Source organism: Rahnella contaminans (assembly GCF_011065485.1).
Lineage (GTDB): Bacteria > Pseudomonadota > Gammaproteobacteria > Enterobacterales > Enterobacteriaceae > Rahnella > Rahnella contaminans.
On record NZ_JAADJS010000001.1, the window covers coordinates 1,884,014 to 1,905,913 of the forward strand.

The 21,900-nt window shown below is 52.6% G+C and carries 22 protein-coding genes; 4 read left to right on the forward strand and 18 right to left on the reverse strand.

Going from position 1 to position 21,900, the window contains the following annotated elements:
* Nucleotides 1-208 precede the first annotated feature (208 nt).
* From GW579_RS08350 to GW579_RS08360, 3 genes are all read left to right on the forward strand, one after another.
* Nucleotides 209-1,291 carry a LacI family DNA-binding transcriptional regulator gene (locus tag GW579_RS08350; RefSeq protein ID WP_165058486.1) on the forward strand — a complete coding sequence of 361 codons (1,083 nt, stop codon included), beginning with the start codon at nt 209-211 and terminating at the stop codon, nt 1,289-1,291.
* Nucleotides 1,292-1,427: 136 nt separating this feature from the next.
* Nucleotides 1,428-2,462 carry a M4 family metallopeptidase gene (locus GW579_RS08355; protein ID WP_165058488.1) on the forward strand — a complete coding sequence of 345 codons (1,035 nt, stop codon included), beginning with the start codon at nt 1,428-1,430 and terminating at the stop codon, nt 2,460-2,462.
* Entirely contained in the window at nt 2,463-2,807 is a 345-nt protein-coding gene (locus GW579_RS08360) for a protealysin inhibitor emfourin (RefSeq protein ID WP_165058490.1), read from the forward strand.
* On the opposite strand, the gene GW579_RS08365 is transcribed toward GW579_RS08360, so the two are convergent.
* The 16 genes from GW579_RS08365 to trmJ form a co-directional block, all read right to left on the reverse strand.
* Nucleotides 2,792-3,022, reverse strand: a complete 231-nt coding sequence (locus tag GW579_RS08365; protein ID WP_165058492.1) for a zinc ribbon domain-containing protein — start codon at nt 3,020-3,022, stop codon at nt 2,792-2,794. The two genes, GW579_RS08360 and GW579_RS08365, sit on opposite strands and share 16 nt — an antisense overlap.
* A gap of 12 nt (nt 3,023-3,034) precedes the next feature.
* Nucleotides 3,035-3,991, reverse strand: a complete 957-nt coding sequence (locus GW579_RS08370) for an AEC family transporter (RefSeq protein ID WP_165058494.1) — start codon at nt 3,989-3,991, stop codon at nt 3,035-3,037.
* Nucleotides 3,992-4,060: 69 nt separating this feature from the next.
* Nucleotides 4,061-5,545, reverse strand: a complete 1,485-nt coding sequence (gene der / locus GW579_RS08375) for a ribosome biogenesis GTPase Der (protein WP_152324569.1) — start codon at nt 5,543-5,545, stop codon at nt 4,061-4,063.
* 210 nt (nt 5,546-5,755) lie between these two features.
* Complete coding sequence (bamB, locus tag GW579_RS08380; RefSeq protein ID WP_152324570.1) at nt 5,756-6,937, reverse strand: outer membrane protein assembly factor BamB; 1,182 nt, start codon at nt 6,935-6,937, stop codon at nt 5,756-5,758.
* Between the two features lie 11 nt (nt 6,938-6,948).
* Complete coding sequence (locus GW579_RS08385; RefSeq protein ID WP_152324571.1) at nt 6,949-7,569, reverse strand: YfgM family protein; 621 nt, start codon at nt 7,567-7,569, stop codon at nt 6,949-6,951.
* 13 nt (nt 7,570-7,582) lie between these two features.
* Entirely contained in the window at nt 7,583-8,857 is a 1,275-nt protein-coding gene (hisS, locus tag GW579_RS08390; RefSeq protein WP_165058496.1) for a histidine--tRNA ligase, read from the reverse strand.
* Nucleotides 8,858-8,988: 131 nt separating this feature from the next.
* Nucleotides 8,989-10,110 carry a flavodoxin-dependent (E)-4-hydroxy-3-methylbut-2-enyl-diphosphate synthase gene (ispG, locus tag GW579_RS08395; protein ID WP_104921069.1) on the reverse strand — a complete coding sequence of 374 codons (1,122 nt, stop codon included), beginning with the start codon at nt 10,108-10,110 and terminating at the stop codon, nt 8,989-8,991.
* A 42-nt stretch (nt 10,111-10,152) separates the two neighbouring features.
* Nucleotides 10,153-11,139, reverse strand: coding sequence for a cytoskeleton protein RodZ (gene rodZ / locus GW579_RS08400; protein WP_152324574.1), 987 nt, complete (start codon nt 11,137-11,139; stop codon nt 10,153-10,155).
* Nucleotides 11,129-11,890 (reverse strand): type IV pilus biogenesis/stability protein PilW, encoded by a 762-nt coding sequence (gene pilW / locus GW579_RS08405; RefSeq protein WP_165058497.1) that lies wholly within the window; start codon nt 11,888-11,890, stop codon nt 11,129-11,131. Before pilW ends, rodZ begins: the two co-directional genes overlap by 11 nt.
* Nucleotides 11,891-11,982: 92 nt before the next feature.
* On the reverse strand, nt 11,983-13,185 hold the full coding sequence (rlmN, locus tag GW579_RS08410; RefSeq protein WP_152324576.1) for a dual-specificity RNA methyltransferase RlmN: 1,203 nt from the start codon (nt 13,183-13,185) through the stop codon (nt 11,983-11,985).
* 227 nt (nt 13,186-13,412) lie between these two features.
* A complete protein-coding gene (gene ndk, locus GW579_RS08415) occupies nt 13,413-13,838 on the reverse strand; it encodes a nucleoside-diphosphate kinase (RefSeq protein WP_013574367.1) in 426 nt (141 codons plus the stop codon).
* A gap of 222 nt (nt 13,839-14,060) precedes the next feature.
* Nucleotides 14,061-14,924, reverse strand: a complete 864-nt coding sequence (gene sseB / locus GW579_RS08420; protein ID WP_152324577.1) for an enhanced serine sensitivity protein SseB — start codon at nt 14,922-14,924, stop codon at nt 14,061-14,063.
* Nucleotides 14,925-15,006: 82 nt separating this feature from the next.
* On the reverse strand, nt 15,007-16,317 hold the full coding sequence (pepB, locus tag GW579_RS08425) for an aminopeptidase PepB (RefSeq protein WP_165058499.1): 1,311 nt from the start codon (nt 16,315-16,317) through the stop codon (nt 15,007-15,009).
* 81 nt (nt 16,318-16,398) lie between these two features.
* Nucleotides 16,399-17,568 carry an IscS subfamily cysteine desulfurase gene (locus GW579_RS08430; RefSeq protein ID WP_165058501.1) on the reverse strand — a complete coding sequence of 390 codons (1,170 nt, stop codon included), beginning with the start codon at nt 17,566-17,568 and terminating at the stop codon, nt 16,399-16,401.
* A gap of 210 nt (nt 17,569-17,778) precedes the next feature.
* Nucleotides 17,779-18,273 (reverse strand): Fe-S cluster assembly transcriptional regulator IscR, encoded by a 495-nt coding sequence (iscR, locus tag GW579_RS08435; protein ID WP_101076364.1) that lies wholly within the window; start codon nt 18,271-18,273, stop codon nt 17,779-17,781.
* 218 nt (nt 18,274-18,491) lie between these two features.
* A complete protein-coding gene (trmJ, locus tag GW579_RS08440; protein ID WP_152324579.1) occupies nt 18,492-19,229 on the reverse strand; it encodes a tRNA (cytosine(32)/uridine(32)-2'-O)-methyltransferase TrmJ in 738 nt (245 codons plus the stop codon).
* Between the two features lie 126 nt (nt 19,230-19,355).
* On the opposite strand from trmJ, the gene suhB reads away from it, so the two are divergent.
* Nucleotides 19,356-20,159: an inositol-1-monophosphatase gene (gene suhB / locus GW579_RS08445; protein WP_104921062.1), complete on the forward strand. Its 804-nt coding sequence runs from the start codon at nt 19,356-19,358 to the stop codon at nt 20,157-20,159.
* A gap of 88 nt (nt 20,160-20,247) precedes the next feature.
* On the opposite strand, the gene GW579_RS08450 is transcribed toward suhB, so the two are convergent.
* Complete coding sequence (locus GW579_RS08450; protein WP_165058503.1) at nt 20,248-21,267, reverse strand: nickel/cobalt transporter; 1,020 nt, start codon at nt 21,265-21,267, stop codon at nt 20,248-20,250.
* Complete coding sequence (locus GW579_RS08455; protein WP_235937357.1) at nt 21,258-21,836, reverse strand: DUF1007 family protein; 579 nt, start codon at nt 21,834-21,836, stop codon at nt 21,258-21,260. The genes GW579_RS08450 and GW579_RS08455 overlap by 10 nt, the downstream gene beginning before the upstream one ends.
* Nucleotides 21,837-21,900: the final 64 nt, after the last annotated feature.

Below are 21,900 nucleotides of genomic sequence, written 5' to 3' on the forward strand. Positions count from 1 at the left end.
CTCCCATCCGTCGGCCGTTGCCGCAGATGATGTGTTATTTGAGGTACTTCCGCAGAGTAGGCAGACGGATTTGTGAGCGAAACGTGATTTTTTGCAAAAGCTTTCACGCTATAACTTCGTGGCGAAACGGGAGCTGGCAAAAGCTTATGGGGTAGCCATCTTCCTGGGTGAAAAATTTTGCAGGAGCGATTTTGAAGGAGATCACAGTTTGAAAGGAAAGTTAAATATCCAGCAAATTGCCGACCAGACGGGGCTGTCGATCAGCACGGTTTCGCGTGTTCTGGCAGGAAAAAATAACACCAGCACCAAAGCCCGTGACCTTGTGCTTAAATGTGCCAAATCGCAGGGCGTTTTTGACGAACTGTCCACCGGCAGGCTGATGCTCAACAATCTCATCATTTTCGCCCCGGCCCGCGCCTTTGATGTACGCAGTGATATTTTTTACTACAAAGTGATCCAGGGCATTCTGGCGTCTACGGCCAGTCACGAAGTGCGTGTCCGCTATTGTGCGATGGAAGAAGAAAACGCCGACGCCGCACTTTTCATCGCCAAAATGACCGATCCGCTGACTGAAGCCGTTTTACTGGTCGGCATCGACGACCCGCATATTCATCAGCTGGCGGCAGAAATGGCAAAACCCTGTGTGCTGGTCAATTGCCATGACCGGCATATGCGTCACGACAGCGTCAGCCCCGATCACCAGACGATGGGCGATTTCGCCTGCGACTATCTGTTCGCGCAGGGTCATACCCATATCGTGACAGTGCAATGTCTGCGTCGTCATACCATGGAGCTGCGCCTGACCGGCATTAAACAGGCGTTCGCCCGCCATCATCAGACGTTCAGCGACAGCCAGCATTTGCTGAATACGTCAGGATTTGGCGCACAGGAAAGTGAACAGGCGCTGCTGGAATACTTCGATTCACTGTCACCGGAACAGCCGTTGCCAACCGCCATTTTGGCCGGTGGCGACTTTATGGCGTCAGGCGTGGTAGCCGCGCTGGCGAAAAGAGGGTTATCAGTGCCCGGCGATATCAGCGTCATCAGCACCGACGGATTTAATCTGGCTGAAATTCACGATGTCCCGCTGACCGCCGTTCACGTTCCGCGTGACGAACTGGGCGCGGAAGCCATCGCCCTGCTGCAACGCAGAATGTTGCGTCCGGATGCGCCTCACACCACTCAGCTTTTGCAGGGAAAACTGGTGGTGCGCAATTCGGTGCGCAAAGCCACCGGCCGTGCCGTGACTCCACGCCCGCATCTTTTGTATGACCCTCTGCCGGACAGATAAATCTCATCTTTCACGGACATCACGCAGCGCAGTCCTATACTGACAGGAGACGGCTAATCATTAGCCTCCTTTCAGTATCAGGCAGTCAGAACGCCTTTCTTTCACCCACGGGTGGCACTTGATAAGGAGATTCACGATGAATCACAGTTCAGCGAAGCGTTACAACAGCGTTATCCCTCCGTACATGCTTAACCGTATTATCGAGCACGGCTCAGAACCTCAGCGCCGGTGCGCGAAACAAACGCTCGTCCACGTCAATACGTTAATGGCGCAGCCTTATGCTAAACCCCAAAAGATTGTGACCGCCAAAGCGGGTCAGGTTGAGCGTGATATTTATGACGCTAAGAACACCACAAAACTGCCGGGTGAATCGGTACGTAAAGAAGGTGAGGCCAGTAACGGCGATGTGGCTGTTGATGAAGCCTATGATTATCTCGGTGTAACCTATGATTTCTTCTGGCAGGCGTATCAGCGTAATTCCCTGGACAATAAAGGGCTGGCGTTGCTGGGCACCGTTCACTACGACAAAGGCTATCAGAACGCTTTCTGGAACGGTCAGCAGATGGTGTTTGGCGACGGCGACGGTGAGATTTTTAACAGGTTCACCATTGCGATTGACGTTGTGGGTCACGAACTTTCCCACGGCGTGACCGAAAGCGAGGCGGGTCTGGATTATAACGGGCAATCGGGTGCGCTGAATGAATCCCTGTCGGATGTGTTCGGTTCGCTGGTGAAGCAGTTTCATCTGAAGCAGACGGCAGATAAAGCCGACTGGATTATCGGCGAAGGCCTGCTGGCAAAAGGCATTCACGGCACCGGCTTACGTTCAATGTCACACCCGGGAACGGCCTACGATGACCCGCTGCTCGGTAAAGACCCGCAGCCAGCCGACATGAAAGGGTATGTGAATACCCGCGACGATAATGGCGGCGTACATATCAATTCAGGGATCCCTAACCGCGCATTTTATCTGGCAGCCACTAAACTGGGAGGCAATGCCTGGGAGCGCGCGGGGTATGTCTGGTACGACACGGTCTGCGATAAATCTCTGGCGAAAGATGCTGACTTTGTCGCCTTCGCACAGCTGACGGTCAAAAATGCGGGCAAACGCTTTGACGATTCGGTTGCGCAAGCGGTTCGTGAAGCCTGGGAGCAGGTTGGAGTGATGTAAATGAAACCTTTAGATTCGCTGGAAAGTAATACGGTAATTGAAATCTACCGTGAGGGCGGGGTCGCGTTTATCCCCAAACTCAGCGGACCGCGACGGGTTGAGCTTTCAGGCATGAGTGATGACAAACGGCGGGAAATTTGCCAGCTCATCAATAAAGCCCTGCCTTATGCTCAGGAAAAAGAAAACGCTGGTCGGGGTGACCAGCGTTATTTCCGTCTCGAAATTTATTACACGTCAGCAGAGCACTCCGCCAGTCTGGTGGTCATTATTCCCGAAACTGAGACACCTGAAGAACTGGTCGATTTATGGAAACAGGCTCAGCCCGACGATCACTCTTCTGAATAAAGTGAACAGGTAAAAATCACCCGTTTTTTCGAAATCATGCCATGCCCGTTTTGGCAGAAGTAATCGACCGCACCGCAGGCTTTCAGTTCCAGCAACGGTTGCTGACAATCCGGGCATAACGCCGTTTGCTTATAATCAGTATGACAGGTGTCACAGTGAAAGTGACCACTTACCCAGCTCATCGGCTGACCGCAGACCGGACAGAGCGCATCCATCGTATATCTCCTCTAAATGACGCCAAGTGTGCGCAGTAAATACAGCCCCAGCGCCGTCGTGAAAAATGATCCCAGCGTTGTGACGGCGATAATATTGGCCGCCAGCGTGGCGTTACCGCCCATCGCGCGCGTCATCACATAGCTACCAGCCGCCGTCGGTGTGCATGAAAAGAGAAAAATCACACCCAGCGCGGCGCCACGAAAACCGAACAGCCATGCGCCGAACGTCATCAGTGCAGGGACAAAAATAACACGCGACGCCGAAGACCAGGCCGCCACGTTAGAACTGCGGAACATCGCGCGCCAGTCCAGACTTGCACCGGCGCACAGCATCGCCAGCGGCAGCGCCATGCCGGAAATAAAATCACCTGTGCTGGCAATCGTCGCCGGCATCGGTAAATGGCTGTACTGAAATGCCAGGCCGAGAACCAGACCAATAATCAGCGGGTTAGTCACTATCCCATGCAAAATCGGCTTCATCCCGATCCGTTTCCCCTGCCCGCCTTTCAGGCTGCGGGTCAGCGTAATAACGGACAGCACGTTGAACAGAATCACCGTCACCGCCAGATACATCGATCCTAAGGCAATGCCTTCATTACCAAATGCCAGCGAGGCGTACGCAAGACCGGCGATACCGGTATTGGCGCGGAATCCTCCCTGCACAAAGATGCCGCGTTCGCGGGGATCTTTCACCAGCTTAAGGGCGACCAGCTCCAGCAGTAAAAATGAAACGACGGTGGCGACCCCGCCGTAAAGCGCCAGCGGCAGGTTTGAGCCGGAGGAGTCGTGCCCCTGCGCAACGCTGAAAAAGAGCAGGCAAGGCAGCGCAATGTTAAACACTAACCGGCTGGCTTTCTCGTTGAAATTGTCGTCCATCAGGCCTGTGCGGCGCAGCATCACGCCCAGCAGTAAGATCAGTAAATTCGGAACAGTAACGCCAAACGCAAAACTCCAGGTCTGCCAGAACATCCAGCCAGCTCCTTGCAGGGTAAAAAGAGATAAAAAAATGGGGCGCATTTTCATGCACCCCGTAAATCATTATTTGCTTTTTTTCAGGTGAGACATCAGACGCTTACGCTTACGCATCTGGTTAGGCGTCAGGGTATTACGCTTGCCTTCAAACGGGTTCTCACCCTCTTTGAACTGAATACGTATTGGCGTACCCATCACTTTCAGTGAGCGACGGAAGTAGTTCATCAGGTAGCGTTTGTAGGAATCAGCCAGATCTTTCACCTGGTTACCGTGAATTACCACGATTGGCGGGTTATACCCCCCCGCGTGCGCATATTTCAGCTTAACGCGACGGCCATTGACCAGCGGTGGCTGGTGATCGTCTGCCGCCATTTGCATGATACGTGTCAGTAAGGAAGTGCTCACACGCGTAGTCGCGCAGGTGTAAGCTTCAATCACGGATTCGAACAGGTTACCCACGCCGCTGCCGTGCAGGGCTGAGATGAAGTGGATACGCGCGAAGTCAACGAAACCGAGGCGCAGATCTAACTGGTCTTTCACCTGCGCACGCGCTTCTTCGCTCATTCCATCCCACTTGTTCACCACAATCAGCAGTGAACGCCCGCTGTTGAGGATGAAGCCCAGCAGTGACAAATCCTGATCGGAGATACCGTCACGGGCATCAATAACCAGCATCACGACGTTCGCGTCTTCAATCGCCTTCAGCGTTTTGATAACGGAGAATTTCTCAACCGTTTCAGTAACTTTACCGCGTTTGCGCACACCGGCGGTGTCGATAAGAACGTATTCGCGTTCGTCGCGCACCATCGGAATATAAATACTGTCGCGCGTGGTGCCCGGCATGTCGTATACCACGACGCGCTCTTCGCCCAGAATGCGGTTAGTCAGTGTGGACTTACCTACGTTCGGACGCCCGACGATAGCCAGTTTGATAGGCAATGTTGTCGGGTCGAAATTATCTTCTTCGTCTTCCGGGATTTCATCACCGGTTGCTTCCTGTTCAGCCCAGTAAGCGGCGTTGGCTTCTTCTTCACTCAGCTCAACTTCTACAGGTTTTTCACCAACAAACGGCACCAGAACGTGTTCAATCAGTTGTGCTACACCACGGCCGTGGGAAGCGGCAATCGCGTATACTTCGCCCAGACCGAGGGAATAGAAATCGCCGGTGGCGCTATCAGGGTCTAAACCGTCAGTTTTGTTGGCGACCAGGAACGTCGCTTTTTCACGGCTGCGCAGATGCTGGGCAATGCCCTGATCGGCAGGCATCAGGCCCGCGCGCGCATCCACCATGAACAAGACGATGTCGGCTTCTTCGATTGCCAGCAGTGACTGCCCGGCCATACGGGTTTCAACGCCATCTTCGGTACCGTCGATACCGCCGGTATCAACGATGATGAATTCATTACCCTCAATTTCTGCACGACCATACTTGCGGTCACGCGTAAGCCCCGGGAAATCCGCAACCAGCGCATCACGCGTCTTGGTTAAACGGTTAAATAAAGTGGATTTACCCACATTCGGGCGCCCAACAAGCGCAACGACAGGTATCATTTTGAAGCCTCAGTTTTTATATATAGAGCTAAACGCAAATAGACGGCACGCCTGTAAATTCAGGCAAACCGCTATAATTCAATTTCTTACGCCGTAATTCTCAATGAGTCATTACGCTATTTTCAGAATACGAAACGGCCCCTGAGCAATTCAGGAGCCGTTTTAAAGGCCGGGATCAAGCGATCTCAAAGCCAGACGCGGGTCGCGATATCAGCGTGTAAAGGAGTAAACTTCGCCGCCTTTCGCCTGCACAACCAGCTTGTCGCTTGCCACAATCGGCGCACTCAGGAAGCCATCGCTGTCAACTTTCTGCTGAGCAACAAAACGGCCATCCGTGGTGTTGATCCAGTGCAGATAACCTTCGGAATCACCGACCACAAGGTAACCATTATACAGTACAGGTGCCGTCAGGTTACGGTGCAGCAATTCACTTTGACGCCACAGGCTCACGCCGCCCTGAGTGTCGAGGGCCATAACGCGGTCATCCTGATCGACCAGATAAATACGGCCAGCATCAACGATGATGTCATTCACGGAACCCACATCACGTTTCCACGCAATCTGACCAGAACGCAGATCCATCGCCACCAGATTGCCGTTATAAGCCAGCGTATACACAACGCCATCAACGATAACCGGCGTAGTATCCACATCGCTAAGACGGTCGATTTCAGTCGTACCGGTAGTCTGAGAAATACGTTGCTGCCAGATCAACTGGCCTTCTTTCATCAGCACGGCGCTTACGCGACCGTTATCACCGCCGACGATAGCCGCACCAAACGCAACCGCAGGCGCAGATTCACCACGCAGAGAGAGCGTTGGCATATCAAGGTTAGCGGTCCACTGGATTGTACCATCGGACTCACTCAGACCCTGCAACATACCGTTACCGGTGTGAACCAGAACCAGACCATCGCTGACTACCGGGCGGGATAACGCTTCACCCGCCACTTTAGTCTGCCATGCCACGGTACCATCTGCCGTGTTCAATGCGTAAACCACAGCTTTTTCGCTGCCGACGTAAACATGATCACCGGAAACTGTCAGGCCACCGGAAAGCTGAGCCGAGATATTGCTGGAGAAGAAACCGGTTTTTTCAGACAGGTTAACACTCCATTTTTCCTTCCCGCTGTCCGCATCCAGCGCTTTCACCACACCAAAGCGGTCGGCGGCATAGATGGTGCTGTCCTGCCAGGCAGGATGCAGGTTGGAATAGTATTCGCCTACGCCATTGCCGACAGACTTGCTCCAGACTTTCGTCGGAGTGAACTGGTTTTCAACTTTTGGCAGCGGAGACATTTTCACAACGTCTTCTTCGCTGTTAAACAATGAACAGCCACTCAGCAGGGCAACAGAAACCCATCCTACCAAGAGTGTTTTACGCAATTGCATCGGGGTTCCCCTTAGCTGGCTAAGTTGTTCAATTTCATACGCAGCATGGTTTGCAGCGTTTGAGAGGGTTTAGAATCAATTCCTTTGCTGTAGGCTTCGCGAGCGCCTTTTGCATCGCCTTTTGCCAGCAGAACATCACCGCGGATGCCTTGCTGCATTGCCACCCAGCCTTCACCCTTCACGCCGTCTAACGTTTTGAGTGCATCATCAAATTTGCCTTGCTGCATCTGGACACGAGCCAGACGTAAATTCACCAGCGAATGTAAATTATCTTCTTTTGCAAAGCCTTGTGCCTGCGCCAGCTGCTTTTCAGCATTCGCGAAATCTTTCGCTTCCACGAAATGATCGGCCAGTTGCAGGGCAGCAAACACCCCGTAATTGTTGTCATTGCTCTGCGCAAATTTTTCGAGGTCAGCAACACCCTGAGCGCTATTCGCGGTCAGCGACTGATTAGCTTTCTGGAAAGAGGCAGAGGCTTCCGTCAAGGCTGAGTCCTGATGGCTCTGCCAGAAACGCCAGCCACTCAGGGCTGCAATCCCCAGAACCACGCCGATGGCCAGCGCTTTACCGTTCTCGGCAAAGAAGCGACGTACAGCATCAACCTGTTCATTCTCAGTGGTATAGACTTCCACAGTGTCCTTCTCCTTAACCCAACATCGAAGCCAGACGCGCGGCGAGTTCGCTTTGCGCCAGCGTTTCTTGCGTTCCACTTTGCAGATCTTTTACAACAACCTGCAGGTTTGCGACTTCATCTTCACCCAGCACCAGGGCAATGCGAGCACCCCATTTGTCAGCACGGGCAAATTGCTTTTTGAAGTTACCGCCACCGTAGTTAGTCATCACTTTCAGTTCAGGCAGTGCATCACGCAGCGTTTCAGCCAGTTGCATCGCCGCACTTTGCGTACCCGCACCAGAAGAAATCACATAAGCATCTACCGTCGCAGGTGCTTTGAAATCTGGATTTACAGCCTGAACCAGTAAGACCAGGCGCTCCAGTCCCATAGCAAAACCGACGGCAGGTGTTGCACGACCACCCAATTGTTCTACCAGCCCGTCATAACGGCCACCAGCACACACGGTGCCCTGCGCCCCCAGGCTGCTGGTTACCCACTCGAACACGGTGCGGTTGTAATAATCCAGACCGCGCACAAGTCGCTGATTAACCGTATATGGGATACCAGACTGCTCTAAAAGTTCACACAGACCTGCAAAGTGTTCTCTTGATTCATCATCAAGATAATCACCGAGCTTCGGCGCATCATTTAATAACGCCTGAATATCCGGATTTTTAGAGTCCAGAACGCGCAGTGGATTGCTGTACATGCGGCGTTTACAGTCTTCATCCAGCTTGTCTTTATGCTGCTCAAGGAAAGCCACCAGCGCATCACGATAATTGGCGCGGGCTTCCAGAGAGCCGATAGAGTTCAGCTCAAGCGTAACGTGTTCAGCGATACCCAGCGCACGCCACCAGCGGGCACTCAGGAGGATCAGTTCGGCATCAACATCCGGGCCTTGCAGGCCAAAGACTTCAACACCCAGCTGATTAAACTGACGATAGCGGCCTTTTTGCGGGCGCTCGTAGCGGAACATCGGGCCGATGTACCACAGACGTTGTTCCTGATTGTACAGCAGACCATGTTCGATGCCGGCACGGACGCAGCCAGCCGTACCTTCAGGACGCAGCGTCAGGCTTTCACCGTTGCGGTCTTCAAAGGTATACATTTCTTTTTCCACGACATCGGTCACTTCACCGATAGCGCGCTTAAACAATGGGGTCTGCTCTACAATCGGCATACGGATCTCACTGTAGCCGTAACCGCCGAGCACTTGTTTCAACGTACCTTCGATACGCTGCCATAATGCCGTGTCTTCAGGCAGATAGTCGTTCATGCCGCGAATGGCCTGGATATTCTTTGCCACGTCAGTTCTCTATCGTTTTATAAAAAATGAACCCGATTATAGGGGTTTTGTGCCCTACGGTTCAACGCGCAGACACTATCCCCTACCGGGTTCAATATAATGCAGGCGTCCGCAGACGCCCGCAACCGATGTTACTTTTCAAGATGATTGATAACGATACGTTTACTCTCATCCATAATCGCCGCTTTGGCGCGAATTTTTGCTTCTAACTGGTCGATCATATCTGTGTTGTCAAAACGCTCTCTCTGACGAACACCATCTTCGTAGAAACCGCTTTTATTATGACCGCCCGTAACACCAATCGTGGAGACCAGCGCTTCTCCCGGGCCATTCACCACGCAACCGATGATCGAAACATCCATTGGCGTAATGAGATCTTCCAGACGCTGTTCCAGCGCATTCACCGTACCGATGACATCAAATTCCTGACGTGAACAGGTCGGGCAGGCAATGAAGTTGATCCCACGGGAACGGATACGCAATGATTTCAGGATATCAAAACCGACTTTCACTTCTTCGACAGGATCGGCCGCCAATGAGATACGCAGCGTGTCGCCGATACCTTCTGACAGCAGTAAACCCAGCCCGATAGCCGACTTGACGGAACCGGCGCGTAGACCGCCCGCCTCCGTAATCCCAAGGTGCAATGGCTGAACAATTTGTTTGGCCAGCAGGCGATAAGACTCAACGGCCAGAAAAACGTCGGACGCTTTCACGCTGACTTTAAACTGATCAAAGTTGAGGCGATCGAGAATATCGACGTGACGCATCGCAGATTCCAACAGCGCTTGCGGCGTAGGTTCGCCGTACTTTTCCTGGATATCTTTTTCCAGAGAGCCGCCGTTCACACCGATACGGATAGGAATATTTTTGTCGCGGGCGCAATCCACTACGGAGCGGATGCGGGATTCGTTACCGATATTGCCCGGGTTAATACGCAGGCAATCCACGCCGTATTCTGCTACTTGCAGCGCGATGCGGTAATCAAAATGGATATCAGCGACCAGCGGGACATTAACCTGCTGCTTGATAAGTTTGAACGCCTCAGCGGCATCCATTGTAGGCACAGAAACGCGGACAATATCGACACCAACGCGTTCCAGTGATTTGATTTGTGCGACTGTCGCCGCTACGTCTGTGGTGCGGGTGTTGGTCATCGATTGCACTGCAATCGGCGCGCCGTCACCTACAGGCACCTTGCCGACATAAATCCGGGTTGATTTGCGACGGGTAATGGGTGCTTGGTTATGCATTACTTCACTCTCCATCGTTACAAGCGTCTGACAAACTGCCGATTACTCGGCAGCTAAGGTCAGGCGTGCAACACGGCTTGATTTTACAAAACGACTTAAATCAACCGGTTTGCCCTGGAATTGGATATCCACCGCACCCGGAGCACCGATTTTCAGCTTATACGGCGCAGTGCCCTTAACGCTGAGTGACTCGCCGCCTTTTTTAATGCCGCTGAACAGGGTTTTACCTGATGCGTCATCGATTTGTAACCAGCAGTCAGCCTTAAAAGTCAAAGCAACCGCTTGTGGATCTGCACCTGCTGCTGCCGCAGTTTGTGCGTCACCCGTAGGCAGACCATTCTCAGCCGTTGTTGCTGGCTGGCTGGTAGAAACCGCTGCCGGTTCCTGTGAACCCGTTACAGCCGGTGTAGTGCCTGCGGTGGTAGCAGGAGCCGGTGTGGTATTCAGCGGAATACTGTTTTGTGGCTGCGGCTCGGTCGCCTGCGCAGAAGACGTATCTTCTGTGGTCGGCGCAGAGTTCGCGTTATCACCCAGAGGAACCGCTTGACCCTGACCATTATCCTGATTCAGTTGCGCAGAAGACTGGTCAGCCATGGTGGCGATTTCTTGCTGCTGCGCCTGATGATTTTGCCACCACCACGCACCGGTCAGACCGATCACCACAAACACTACAAGCCAGGTAAAGCCCATCAGCCAGCCATCGCGTTTTTTGCGAGACTTACCCAGGGAAAAACCCTGCATTGAAGCAACTTTCGGCACTTTAATGGGAGCTTGTTTACCAATCAGACCTAACAGTTCCTCTTCAGGAACGTGCACCAGCTTGGCGTAAGAGCGCAGATAACCACGCAGGAAAGTCGGCGCAAGATCGGCCGGCGTCGTTTCTTCTTCGATTTGGCGAATAGTTGAGACTTTCAGACACAGGCGTTCTGCAACGGCCTGATGACTGAGACCTAACTGTTCACGAGCCTGACGCAGACGTTCGCCTGTGGTCAGTTTTGCATTATTTTCTTGGGAGGCTTCAGTATTCATTAGCTAAGAACTGCTGGTACTGTTTAGATTGTGGATAACTACGCGCAAGCTGCTTACCGTAGCGTTGAACGCTATCCGGATTGCCCGCTAACGCAGCGAATCGAATTTGTAACATGATACTTTCAGCAGTGGCTGGCAGAACATGTTGATATACATCCAGTAATAGTTTCGCCTGAGCGCGGTTCCCTTCCCCAAATTCTTTGGTTGCCTCAGTCAGCAAGGGTGCGCCTTTATCGGGATCAACTTTTAATGCCCGGCTTAGTAACACTCGCGCTTCCTCATTCTGATTGGCCTTCAGAAAACAGTAGCCTGCATTTTCCAGGCTGTCAGCTACCTGACCGTAATCAGGTGCATTAGCTGCGGCGCTAAACTGCTGTTGTGCGGGTACATACTGCCCTAAACTACACAAAAACGCACCGTAATTATTCATCACAGTGCCATTTTGCGGTGCCAGCTTCAGCGCTTGCTGGTAGCGGCTTTGCGCAGCATTCTGATCGCCGTTTTTTTGCTCGTAAAGCGCCATTCCGAGCTGAGTGCGATAATCATCCGGCGCGCCATCCACGGCTTTCTGTAAATTTTGCTTCGCCGCGTCCATATTGCCCTGAGAAAGATATTCCATCCCCAGCTCCAGACGCGTTTGCGCTGCGCCCGTGGCCTGTTGCGTTTCTTTCGGCGTACCGGAACAACCCGCCAGCAGCGCAACAGAAATTCCCGCTACAATCAGCAACTTCACACTGCCATTCATTGTCATGCTTAATTCCCTTTATCTTGCCATCGACAACAAAACGGGGGGCTTACCCGCACTGCACAGTGCCCCCTCGTACACCTTACGGCTTATGGCGACTACACGGCTTTTACGGAAATCTGCTGCTCGCCTGCCATTTTTTTCTTCAACGTACGTTTAGTACGGTCGATTACGTCACCCGCCAGCTGCCCACATGCGGCATCAATGTCGTCGCCACGGGTTTTACGTACTATCACCGTGAAACCGTAATCCATCAGCACTTTCGAGAAACGGTCAATACGGCTGTTGGAGCTGCGGCCATAGGGTGCGCCCGGGAAGGGGTTCCATGGGATGAGGTTAATCTTGCAAGGCGTATTTTTCAGACGTTCTGCCAGCTCATGCGCATGTTCTGTACCATCGTTGATATGGTCGAGCATGACGTATTCGATGGTCACGCGGCCCTGATTGGCGTTGGATTTACCGATATAACGCTCAACAGCGGCAAGGAAAGTATCGATATTGTATTTGCGGTTAATCGGGACGATTTCGTCGCGGATGGCGTCATTTGGCGCGTGCAGAGAAATGGCCAGAGCCACGTCAATCATATCGCCGAGTTTATCCAGCGCAGGCACAACACCTGAGGTGGAGAGCGTAACGCGACGTTTTGACAGACCAAACCCGAAATCGTCGAGCATGATTTCCATTGCCGGAACCACGTTGTTCAGGTTCAGCAAAGGTTCGCCCATGCCCATCATCACCACGTTGGTGATAGGTCGTGTACCGGCCACTTTTGCGGCACCGATAATTTTTGCCGCACGCCATACCTGGCCGATAATCTCGGACACGCGCAGGTTACGGTTAAAGCCCTGCTGGGCGGTTGAGCAGAAAGTACATTCCAGCGCACAACCTACCTGAGAAGAAACGCAAAGCGTCGCACGGTCGCCGTCCGGGATATACACGGTTTCGACCAACTGTCCGCCTACCTGAATAGCCCATTTAATGGTGCCATCGGTTGAGCGTTGTTCGGACGCCACTTCAGGCGCACGAATTTCTGCAACGCGGGCCAGTTTTTCACGCAGTGGCTTATTGATATCGGTCATTTGCTCGAAATCATCGCTGCAATAATGGTACATCCACTTCATGACCTGATCAGCACGGAACGGTTTCTCGCCCATGTTGATAAAAAACTCACGCATTTGTTTGCGGTTCAGATCCAGAAGGTTAATTTTTGCGGCAGCAGGCGGCACAACAGTGTTCACGGCTTCTGCGGATAAGGGAGTGTTCTCAGACAAGATATGCTCGGGCGTGTTTGATTCTAACATGATGAAAAATGGCCTCGTTGTTACACGTTATGGCGTATTGGAAGTGCAGAGCCGGCACTTTTTCGGAAACTGGCGGCCTGCAAATAAATTGCGCCCCGAAGAGGCTGGCTCATTCGGGGCGCAACATTGTACAAATTTTAGGGCAAAGTTGCCATGTTTGGAAAGTGACTGTTACAAAATTCTTGCGAATTTGCGGCACATCTTCCAGCGAAGCTTGCCCAAAAATCTTAACGCGGGCAGATTTCGCTTTCGGTGAAGAAGTAAGCGATTTCGCGTTGTGCAGATTCTACAGCGTCAGAACCGTGAACCGCATTAGCTGTGAAGCTGTCAGCGAAGTCTGCACGCAGGGTACCTGCCAGAGCGTTGTCCGGGTTAGTTGCGCCCATGATGTCACGGTTACGCTGAACAGCGTTTTCGCCTTCCAGAACCTGAACCATGATCGGGCCAGAGGTCATGAACTCAACCAGACCGTCGAAGAAAGGACGGCCTTTATGTTCTGCGTAGAAGCCTTCAGCTTGTTCTTTAGTCAGCTTCAGCATTTTAGACGCGATGATGGTGAAACCAGCGCGTTCGAAACGTGCGTAGATAGCCCCGATGTCGTTGTTGGCTACGGAGTTTGGCTTGATGATGGAGAAAGTACGTTCGATAGTCATGAAAAAACCTCTGTCTGACTTTTATAGGTAGGGCCGGTTAATTTAATGTTATACCTGCCGTAAAATGGCGGTGATTATAGGGAGCGAAGTTAAGATTGCCTACCCGAATCACAACATTTAATTAAAAAAATGTGTCATTGATTCACTATCGCACCCAAACCGCCCATTTCCCTTAAACAAAACGGGGGCAAAACGATGCTCTGCCCTGCTTTATCCGCAAATTTATGCCTGGCCCGACGACGGAATAATGTTCCGTAACCAGCTTCCCCACTTGCGCTGATAAAAAGGCTGGGTGTGGCTGATCAGATAATGGCTGATACCGCGTTCCTTTTCAGAAACTATGCAGAAATCCACCGGACGATCGTCGGGAGAGGTTTCACTCGCCACATTGCCCGCCTCACGGATCAGCGCATCGATTTCCTGCTCGTCACCATCCGCTTCCAAACCAATCAGCAGGTTCGGCTGGTCGTCCACCGCTTTATCGTGGATCAGCGCCATAAATGCCCGGCGCACCGGTTTTTTCTGGGTAAACAGCGTCGTTAGCGCATCAATCATTGCTGAAGGATATTCTTCCGGCTGACCAATCAGTAACTGACTCTCTTTGTCCAGCACCAGCTCAGACGGCGCATGCAATCCGCCGTTGCTCAGCAGCAGCGTGACTTCGTTTGGCGTGAATTCCTTTCCGTATTCGGATTTAGGATTCAGAAATAGCTCATCGCCCTGCGTCATTTCAAATAACACACGGGCAGGCAACGCAACAAACGCCTGCTCGTCGGGGCTTTCGCCCGCGCTGGCTTTTTCAAGCACATCAACTGACGAGAAGAAAGGAATGATCGAACTGCCGTCCTGCTTCTCCCAGTGCAAAATATTCAGTTCACTGCCAGCGGTGATCGCCACACTGCCCTGCTTTTCAGCCTCATCCTGCCCTGCATCGCCCAGCACAAAAACGGTAGATTCCAGCAAGGTTTGGTAAAACGCCGGACGCCAGGCCGGTGCGGTCACCGACAGACGAAGCAGGCGCTCCAGCTCGTTTTCACCGTCAGTCGCCGCTGCGCCAGCAGGAAGATGATCGTGTGGGACACTCATGATTCTTAACTCCGCTAATCGTATAAAACGGGGCGCCGTTAAGCGCCCCGTTGTGCATCATGCATTCATTACTTTCTGAAACTTACTTCGCTTTGGCTAACAATAAGTTAGCAACGGTACGCACGCCCAGACCTGTTGCACCGGCAGACCACAGATCCGCCGCGCTTTTACGGTAAGTGGCAGAACAGTCGATGTGCAGCCAGCCTTTCTTATATTCAGTCACGAAATGAGACAGGAAGGCTGCCGCCGTGCTCGCGCCCGCAGTGTGCGCAGGGCCGGCAATGTTGTTCAGCTCGGCAAAGTTAGACGGCAGATGTGAACGGTGGAACTCTTCCAGCGGCAGACGCCAGAACGGTTCGTGTTCAGCTTTCGCGCTTTCCAGCAGTTCGCCTGCCAGTGCATCGTCAAAGCTGAACAGCGCATGGTAATCGTTACCCAGCGCCGTTTTAGCCGCGCCGGTCAGCGTTGCCGCATCAATAATCAGTTCCGGGTTTTGCGCAGACGCGTCGATCAGGCCATCGGCCAGCACCAGACGGCCTTCGGCATCAGTGTTCATGACTTCAACAGTTTTGCCATTACGGTAACGGATAATATCGCCAAGTTTCAGTGCGTTACCGCTGACCATATTATCCGCACAGCAAAGATACAGTTTTACACGTTTGTTCAGGCCATTTGCCGCCGCCAGTGCCAGTGCGCCAGTCAGGGTGGCGGCACCGCCCATATCGGCTTTCATGGAATCCATGGAAGCGCTCGGTTTCAGGCTGTAACCACCGGTGTCGAAGGTAATCCCTTTGCCGACCAGACAGGCATACACCGGGGCATCCGCGTCACCGCTCGGGTTGTAATCCAGTGCCAGCAGGACCGGCGGACGGTCAGAGCCACGGCCCACAGTGTGGATACCCATATAACTTTGCTGGCGCAGATCGTCGCCTTTGGTGATGCGGTAGCTGACTTTCTCGTTGCCAAACTCACACATTAAATCTACGGCGCGGGTGGCCAGTTGTTCAGGAGATAAATCTTCCGCCGGGGTATTAATCGTATTACGTACCCAGTCGATGATTTTGAGGCGTTGTTTCAGCGTGTTCGCGTCATCTTCAGACAATTCGGCCCATTCAACATTGCGGGTGCCTTTCGGACCACGAAAGCCCTGCCAGAATGCCCAGCTGTTTTCCAGATCCCAGCCCTCACCCGCCAGTCTGACGTTTTTCACGCCCTGACCGTCGATGCGGCGTGCAGCACGTGAAATTGCGGTCAGCGCGTCACCGTCTTTCAGATGAATGGTCATACCGGCGGAATCCGTGCTCAGGATTGCCTTTTCGCCCCAGCGTGCATCAGCGGGCTCAGACGAAAGGAAAACGGACATCGCTTCATTGGTCGTTACTTCGGAACTCATAACAGGACTCCTGATTGTTTTTATCTTCAATGAATATTCTTTATCAATGACAGGCAAATCACCCTTTCAGCGGGTGGCACTTCATTTCGTATAAACAGGGGGCAATTCACGCAGGCGGCGGACTGATTTCACCACCAGCGCAACCGCATAATCAATTTCTTCTTCCGTCGTCCAGCGCCCGAGAGAAAAACGGATTGAGCCGTGTGCCAGCTCTTCGCTTAGTCCCAGCGCGCGCAGCACGTAAGAGGGTTCAAGGCTGGCGGACGTACAGGCTGAGCCAGACGACACCGCCAGATCCTTAAGCGCCATAATCAGGGATTCACCTTCAACATCGGCAAAACTGACGTTGAGAATATTTGGCGCAGCATGTTCCGGTGCGCCATTGAGAAACACCTGATCAAGCTGCTGAATACCTTTCCACAGGCGATCGCGCAGTGCGGTCAGACGCACCACTTCAGCGGCCATTTCTTCTTTTGCGATACGATACGCTTCGCCCATTCCGACAATCTGATGTACCGGCAATGTACCTGAACGCATACCGCGCTCATGACCGCCGCCGTGGATTTGTGCTTCGATGCGGACTTTCGGTTTGCGACGCACATACAACGCGCCGATGCCTTTCGGGCCATAAATCTTGTGCGCGGAAAACGACATCAAATCGACCGGCAACTCGCTGAGATCTATATTAATTTTCCCCACACTCTGGGTCGCATCCACGTGGAACAACACGCCACGGCTGCGGCACAGTTCGCCAATGGTCGCGATATCCTGCACCACGCCGATTTCGTTATTCACCTGCATGATAGATACCAGGATCGTATCCGGACGCATCGCGGCTTCGATCGCCACCGGCGCGATAAAACCGTCAGCCTGGGGTGCCAGATACGTAACGTCAAAACCTTCAGTTTCCAGCTGATAGCAGGTATCAAGCACCGCTTTATGCTCAGTCTGGCTGGTAATAATGTGTTTGCCTTTTTCGCGTTGCGCGTGCGCGGCACCTTTGATCGCCAGATTATCGGATTCTGTCGCACCAGAAGTGAATACGATTTCACGCGGATCGGCATTAATCAGCTCGGCAATCTGGTTGCGCGCCACATCCACAGCCTCTTCTGCCTGCCAGCCAAAACGGTGAGAACGGGAAGCCGGATTACCGAAAGTACCGTCCAGTGTCAGACACTGCATCATTTTCTCAGCGACGCGCGGATCAACCGGCGTAGTGGCAGAGTAATCGAGATAAATAGGTAATTTCATGGCAGGCAAGCTCCGGACTGCGCGTTCTGTTGCGAACGAAAGAATTTAAAAAACGACACCCAGTTTAAAACGGCTTCACGAATTCTTAAAAGGGAAATGACGTTTTGCGGGCACTAAACGGTAAGTATTGGCGTCTGAAAATGCAAAAGCCCGCGGAAATGTGAATTCCCACGGGCTTTTATAACTATCGATCAAATGTAAATGAAGAGATTACGCTCTGAGATTTACGTTGATCGTCTCCATCTGACGGCCATTTGGCTGACGACGGATTTCACCGTTCTGACGGTCGGCCACTTCCAGGATTTCCTGGTTGTTGACCAGCTCTGCCAGTGTGATGTTGTTGAGGAAACCGCTGATGCGCTCGCTCAGATCACGCCACAATGTGTGCGTCAGGCAACGTTCGCCGTTCTGGCATCCTTCTTTACCCTGACAACGGGTCGCATCGACAGATTCGTCAACGGCAGTAATCACCGCGCCAACGGCGATATCACCGGAATCTTTACCCAGCAGATAACCACCGCCCGGACCACGAACACTGGCAACCAAACCATTTTTACGTAAACGCGAGAACAACTGCTCCAGATAAGAAAGAGAAATACCCTGACGCTCAGAAATATCAGCCAGGGGTACTGGTCCTTCCTGTGAATGCAGTGCAACGTCGAGCATAGCGGTCACGGCATAACGGCCTTTGGATGTCAGTCTCATAGCATGGTTACCTGTTTTAAATGTCTTTTAAAAACGCACGAATGCGGTTGATGCAAATGAGTCTGACATTCCCGAGTAAATCAGTCAACTATTTAACCGAGTAATTTACTCAAGTATTACACTGAGGAAAAACAGGCGTTTTTGCCTCCAAAAGTAATGGCACCGCAACACAATGATTCACATAACAAAAAGTCGCCTTAATAACCCCAAAAACAGGCTTATTCTTTGTTGTTATGAGTCTTTTCAATCGACGTCAGAATGCCGCGCAGGATGTTTAACTCCTGAGATTCAGGTCGCGCACGGGTGAATAAACGGCGTAATTTGCTCATCACCTGCCCTGGATGAGCCTGGCGAATGAAGCCGGTTTCCAGAAGTGTCTGTTCCAGATGCTGATAAAAACGCTCCAGATCGTCGACCAGCGGATACGGCGATTCTTCGTATTCTACCTGCGGTTTTGCGGCTTCGAGTAACGCCAGATGAGCCACGCGCACTTCATACGCAATAATCTGCACGGCCATCGCCAGATTCAGCGAGCTGTATTCAGGATTCGCCGGAATACAGACGTGGTAGTTACATTTTTGCAGCTCTTCATTAGTCAGCCCGACGCGTTCGCGCCCGAAGACCAGCGCAACCGGCGCGGTTTGTGCCGCTTTGGCACTGTGCTCACCACATTCACGCGGCTCAAGCATCGGCCACGGCAGTGTGCGGGAACGCGCACTGGTACCGATAACCAGACTACAACCGGAAAGAGCTTCGTCCAGGGTATCAACGATGGTGGCGTTGCCGATCACATCGCTGGCACCGGCAGACAAAGAGATAGCCTGAGAGTCAGGTTTTACCAGCGGATTAACCAGGTAAAGACTTGATAAACCCATGGTTTTCATGGCGCGGGCAGTAGAGCCCATATTGCCAGTGTGGGACGTTTCTACTAATACAATGCGGATATTGGGCAGCATAGGAACTCTTACCAGACGGAAAATCACAACAGCCTAACACAACGGTAGTTAATTTTCAGAACCCCTGCTATACTGCGCGCCGTTTCCCGTATTCCCGTTCTTTAACATCCTAGTTGGAAGATATCCATGCATCCGATGCTCACCATCGCCGTGCGCGCTGCGCGCAAGGCCGGTAACCTGATTGCCAAACATTACGAAACGCCAGACTCTGTAGAATCTACCCAAAAAGGTACCAACGATTTTGTTACCAATGTAGACCGCGATGCAGAGCACATGATTATCGATGTCATTCGCAAATCCTATCCAAAACACACCATCATCAGTGAAGAGTGTGGCGAGCTGGAAGGCGAAGACAAAGACGTACAATGGATTATCGACCCGCTGGATGGCACCACCAACTTTGTTAAACGCTTCCCACATTTCGCTGTTTCTATCGCCGTGCGCATCAAAGGCCGCACTGAAGTCGCGGTAGTTTACGATCCAATGCGTAACGAACTGTTCACCGCGACCCGCGGTCAGGGCGCACAGCTGAACGGTTACCGTCTGCGCGGCACTAACGCGAAAGATCTCGACGGCACCATTCTGGCGACCGGTTTCCCGTTCAAAGCCAAACAACACGCAAAAAGCTACATGAACGTCGTGGGCAAACTGTTCACCGAATGTGCTGATTTCCGTCGCACCGGTTCTGCTGCGTTGGATCTGGCTTACGTAGCTGCTGGCCGCGTTGACGGTTTCTTCGAAATCGCCCTGAAACCTTGGGATTTCGCCGGTGGCGAGCTGCTGGTTCGTGAATCAGGCGGCGTTGTGACTGACTTCGTTGGCGGCCATAACCATTTCTCTTCCGGTAACATCGTTGCCGGTAACCCACGCGTCGTTAAAGGTATTCTGATGACCATGCGTGATGAACTGAGCGAAGCGCTGAAGCGATAATTTCGCCGGTTTCGGATCGTAAGATCCAAAAAAAACGGACGTCCATCGGGCGTCCGTTTTTTTATGCCTGCGATTTCTGCGGCGAAAGTTATCCCCTGAAGGGACCGCCGGTGATCGGCGAAACGTCTCCGCCGCCGGTGCTGAAGAGTAAAATCCCTGCCACCAGCAACACAATCCCGCCGGTGAGCGCCAGCAGCGACCAGGTGATCCGCTGCCAGGCCGCAGGGGTGCGCGTTGCGCTCAGCTTCACCGCCAGCGAACGGCTGTAAAATACCAGTACGCCGATGAGCGACACGGTCAGCGACGTGCCGATAGCCATCGTGATGGCAGAAATCACGCCCCAGCTGTAAACGCCGATCACTTTGGAGAACAGCAGAACCATGATCGCGCCGGAGCACGGACGCAGCCCCATCGCCAGCACAATCGCGATTTGCGTACGTAAATCGCCGCCCGCCTGAAGCTGCTGATCGCTCGGGACATGCTGATGCCCGCAGCCACAGTGCTCGTCATGAACGTGCGGCTGAGTGTCCAGCAGAGAAAGGCTGTGGATACGCATGGCCGGTGCTGGCTGCAAACTTTTTATCGTCTGCCAGACCCTTTTAAGCGCCCGCCAGCACAGCAATAATCCGAGAAGAATCACCAGAATGAAACTGCCCCGCTCCATCCAGAAACTGCTCTGATGCAGCTGACGGGAAGAAAGCTGTAAAACGCCAAGCACCACACTGACCAGCAAAATCGCCACCAGTCCCTGAACAATCGCCGAGGCAAACGTCAGTTTCAGGCTGTTTTTCAGGCGTGACGGATGCGTCGCCAGATAGGTCGTGATAACGATTTTTCCGTGCCCCGGCCCGATGGCGTGGATCACGCCATAAATCAGACTGAAACCCGCGAGCGTTATGCCCGACTGCATGGGGTTTTCTTTCACCTGCCGTAGCAAACCGGCCAGTTCCTGATGCAGTTCGCGTTGCCAGATAATGCTGCTGAGCAGAATTCGCGGCCAGTAATGAAACAGAGCAAACGCCCCGCCCGTCAGCAGGATCAGAAATACCGCCAGCGGCCATAAATCCCGCCAGGAAAAGGTTTTCGATGGCGTTGTAATTAATGACATTCGAGTGTGACCTTCTGGGCAAATTGCTGACCAAGATCCATATCTTCCGGCGGCGCATCAGCCTTATCCAGAGACAGCGCATAGTTTTGCAGCGAGGCATTGGGTTTTGGCGTAAACAACGCCAGCGTGCAGCGTTTTTCCAGCTCAGGCGGCAGATGCAGCGCGGTGTTGTCTTTATACGTCATATCCACAAAATACGAAGGATCAAAGGTGGAGAATTCCATCGGTTTGCCTTGCAGCACTTGCGGCTTTGCCAGCGGCAACACAAATTCCAGCACCGCCTGATCGCCTTTACGCGACAGCTGATACTCGCTCGGTAAATCGAGGTATTTCACTGGTTTTCCTTCACGATAAAAATCCGTGAAGTAGTGCTGGCTGAGCACCCTTGCCATCACTTCAGCCGCCAGTTTCTTCCAGATATCGGAACCGGGTTTGGCGTTCTGCGCGTCGTAGAGCAAATCTGCCGAGGTGATTTCGTCCATCGTCCATACCATTTTCAACCCGGTGAGCGAGGTTTCATTGGCCACCAGCGTCGTCTGCATATCAATAAAGCTGTGCGGGTGCGCCATGACGCTGGCAGGCAGGCAAAAAAGCGCTAATCCCAGCCATTTTGCATGACGTTTTGCATTACGA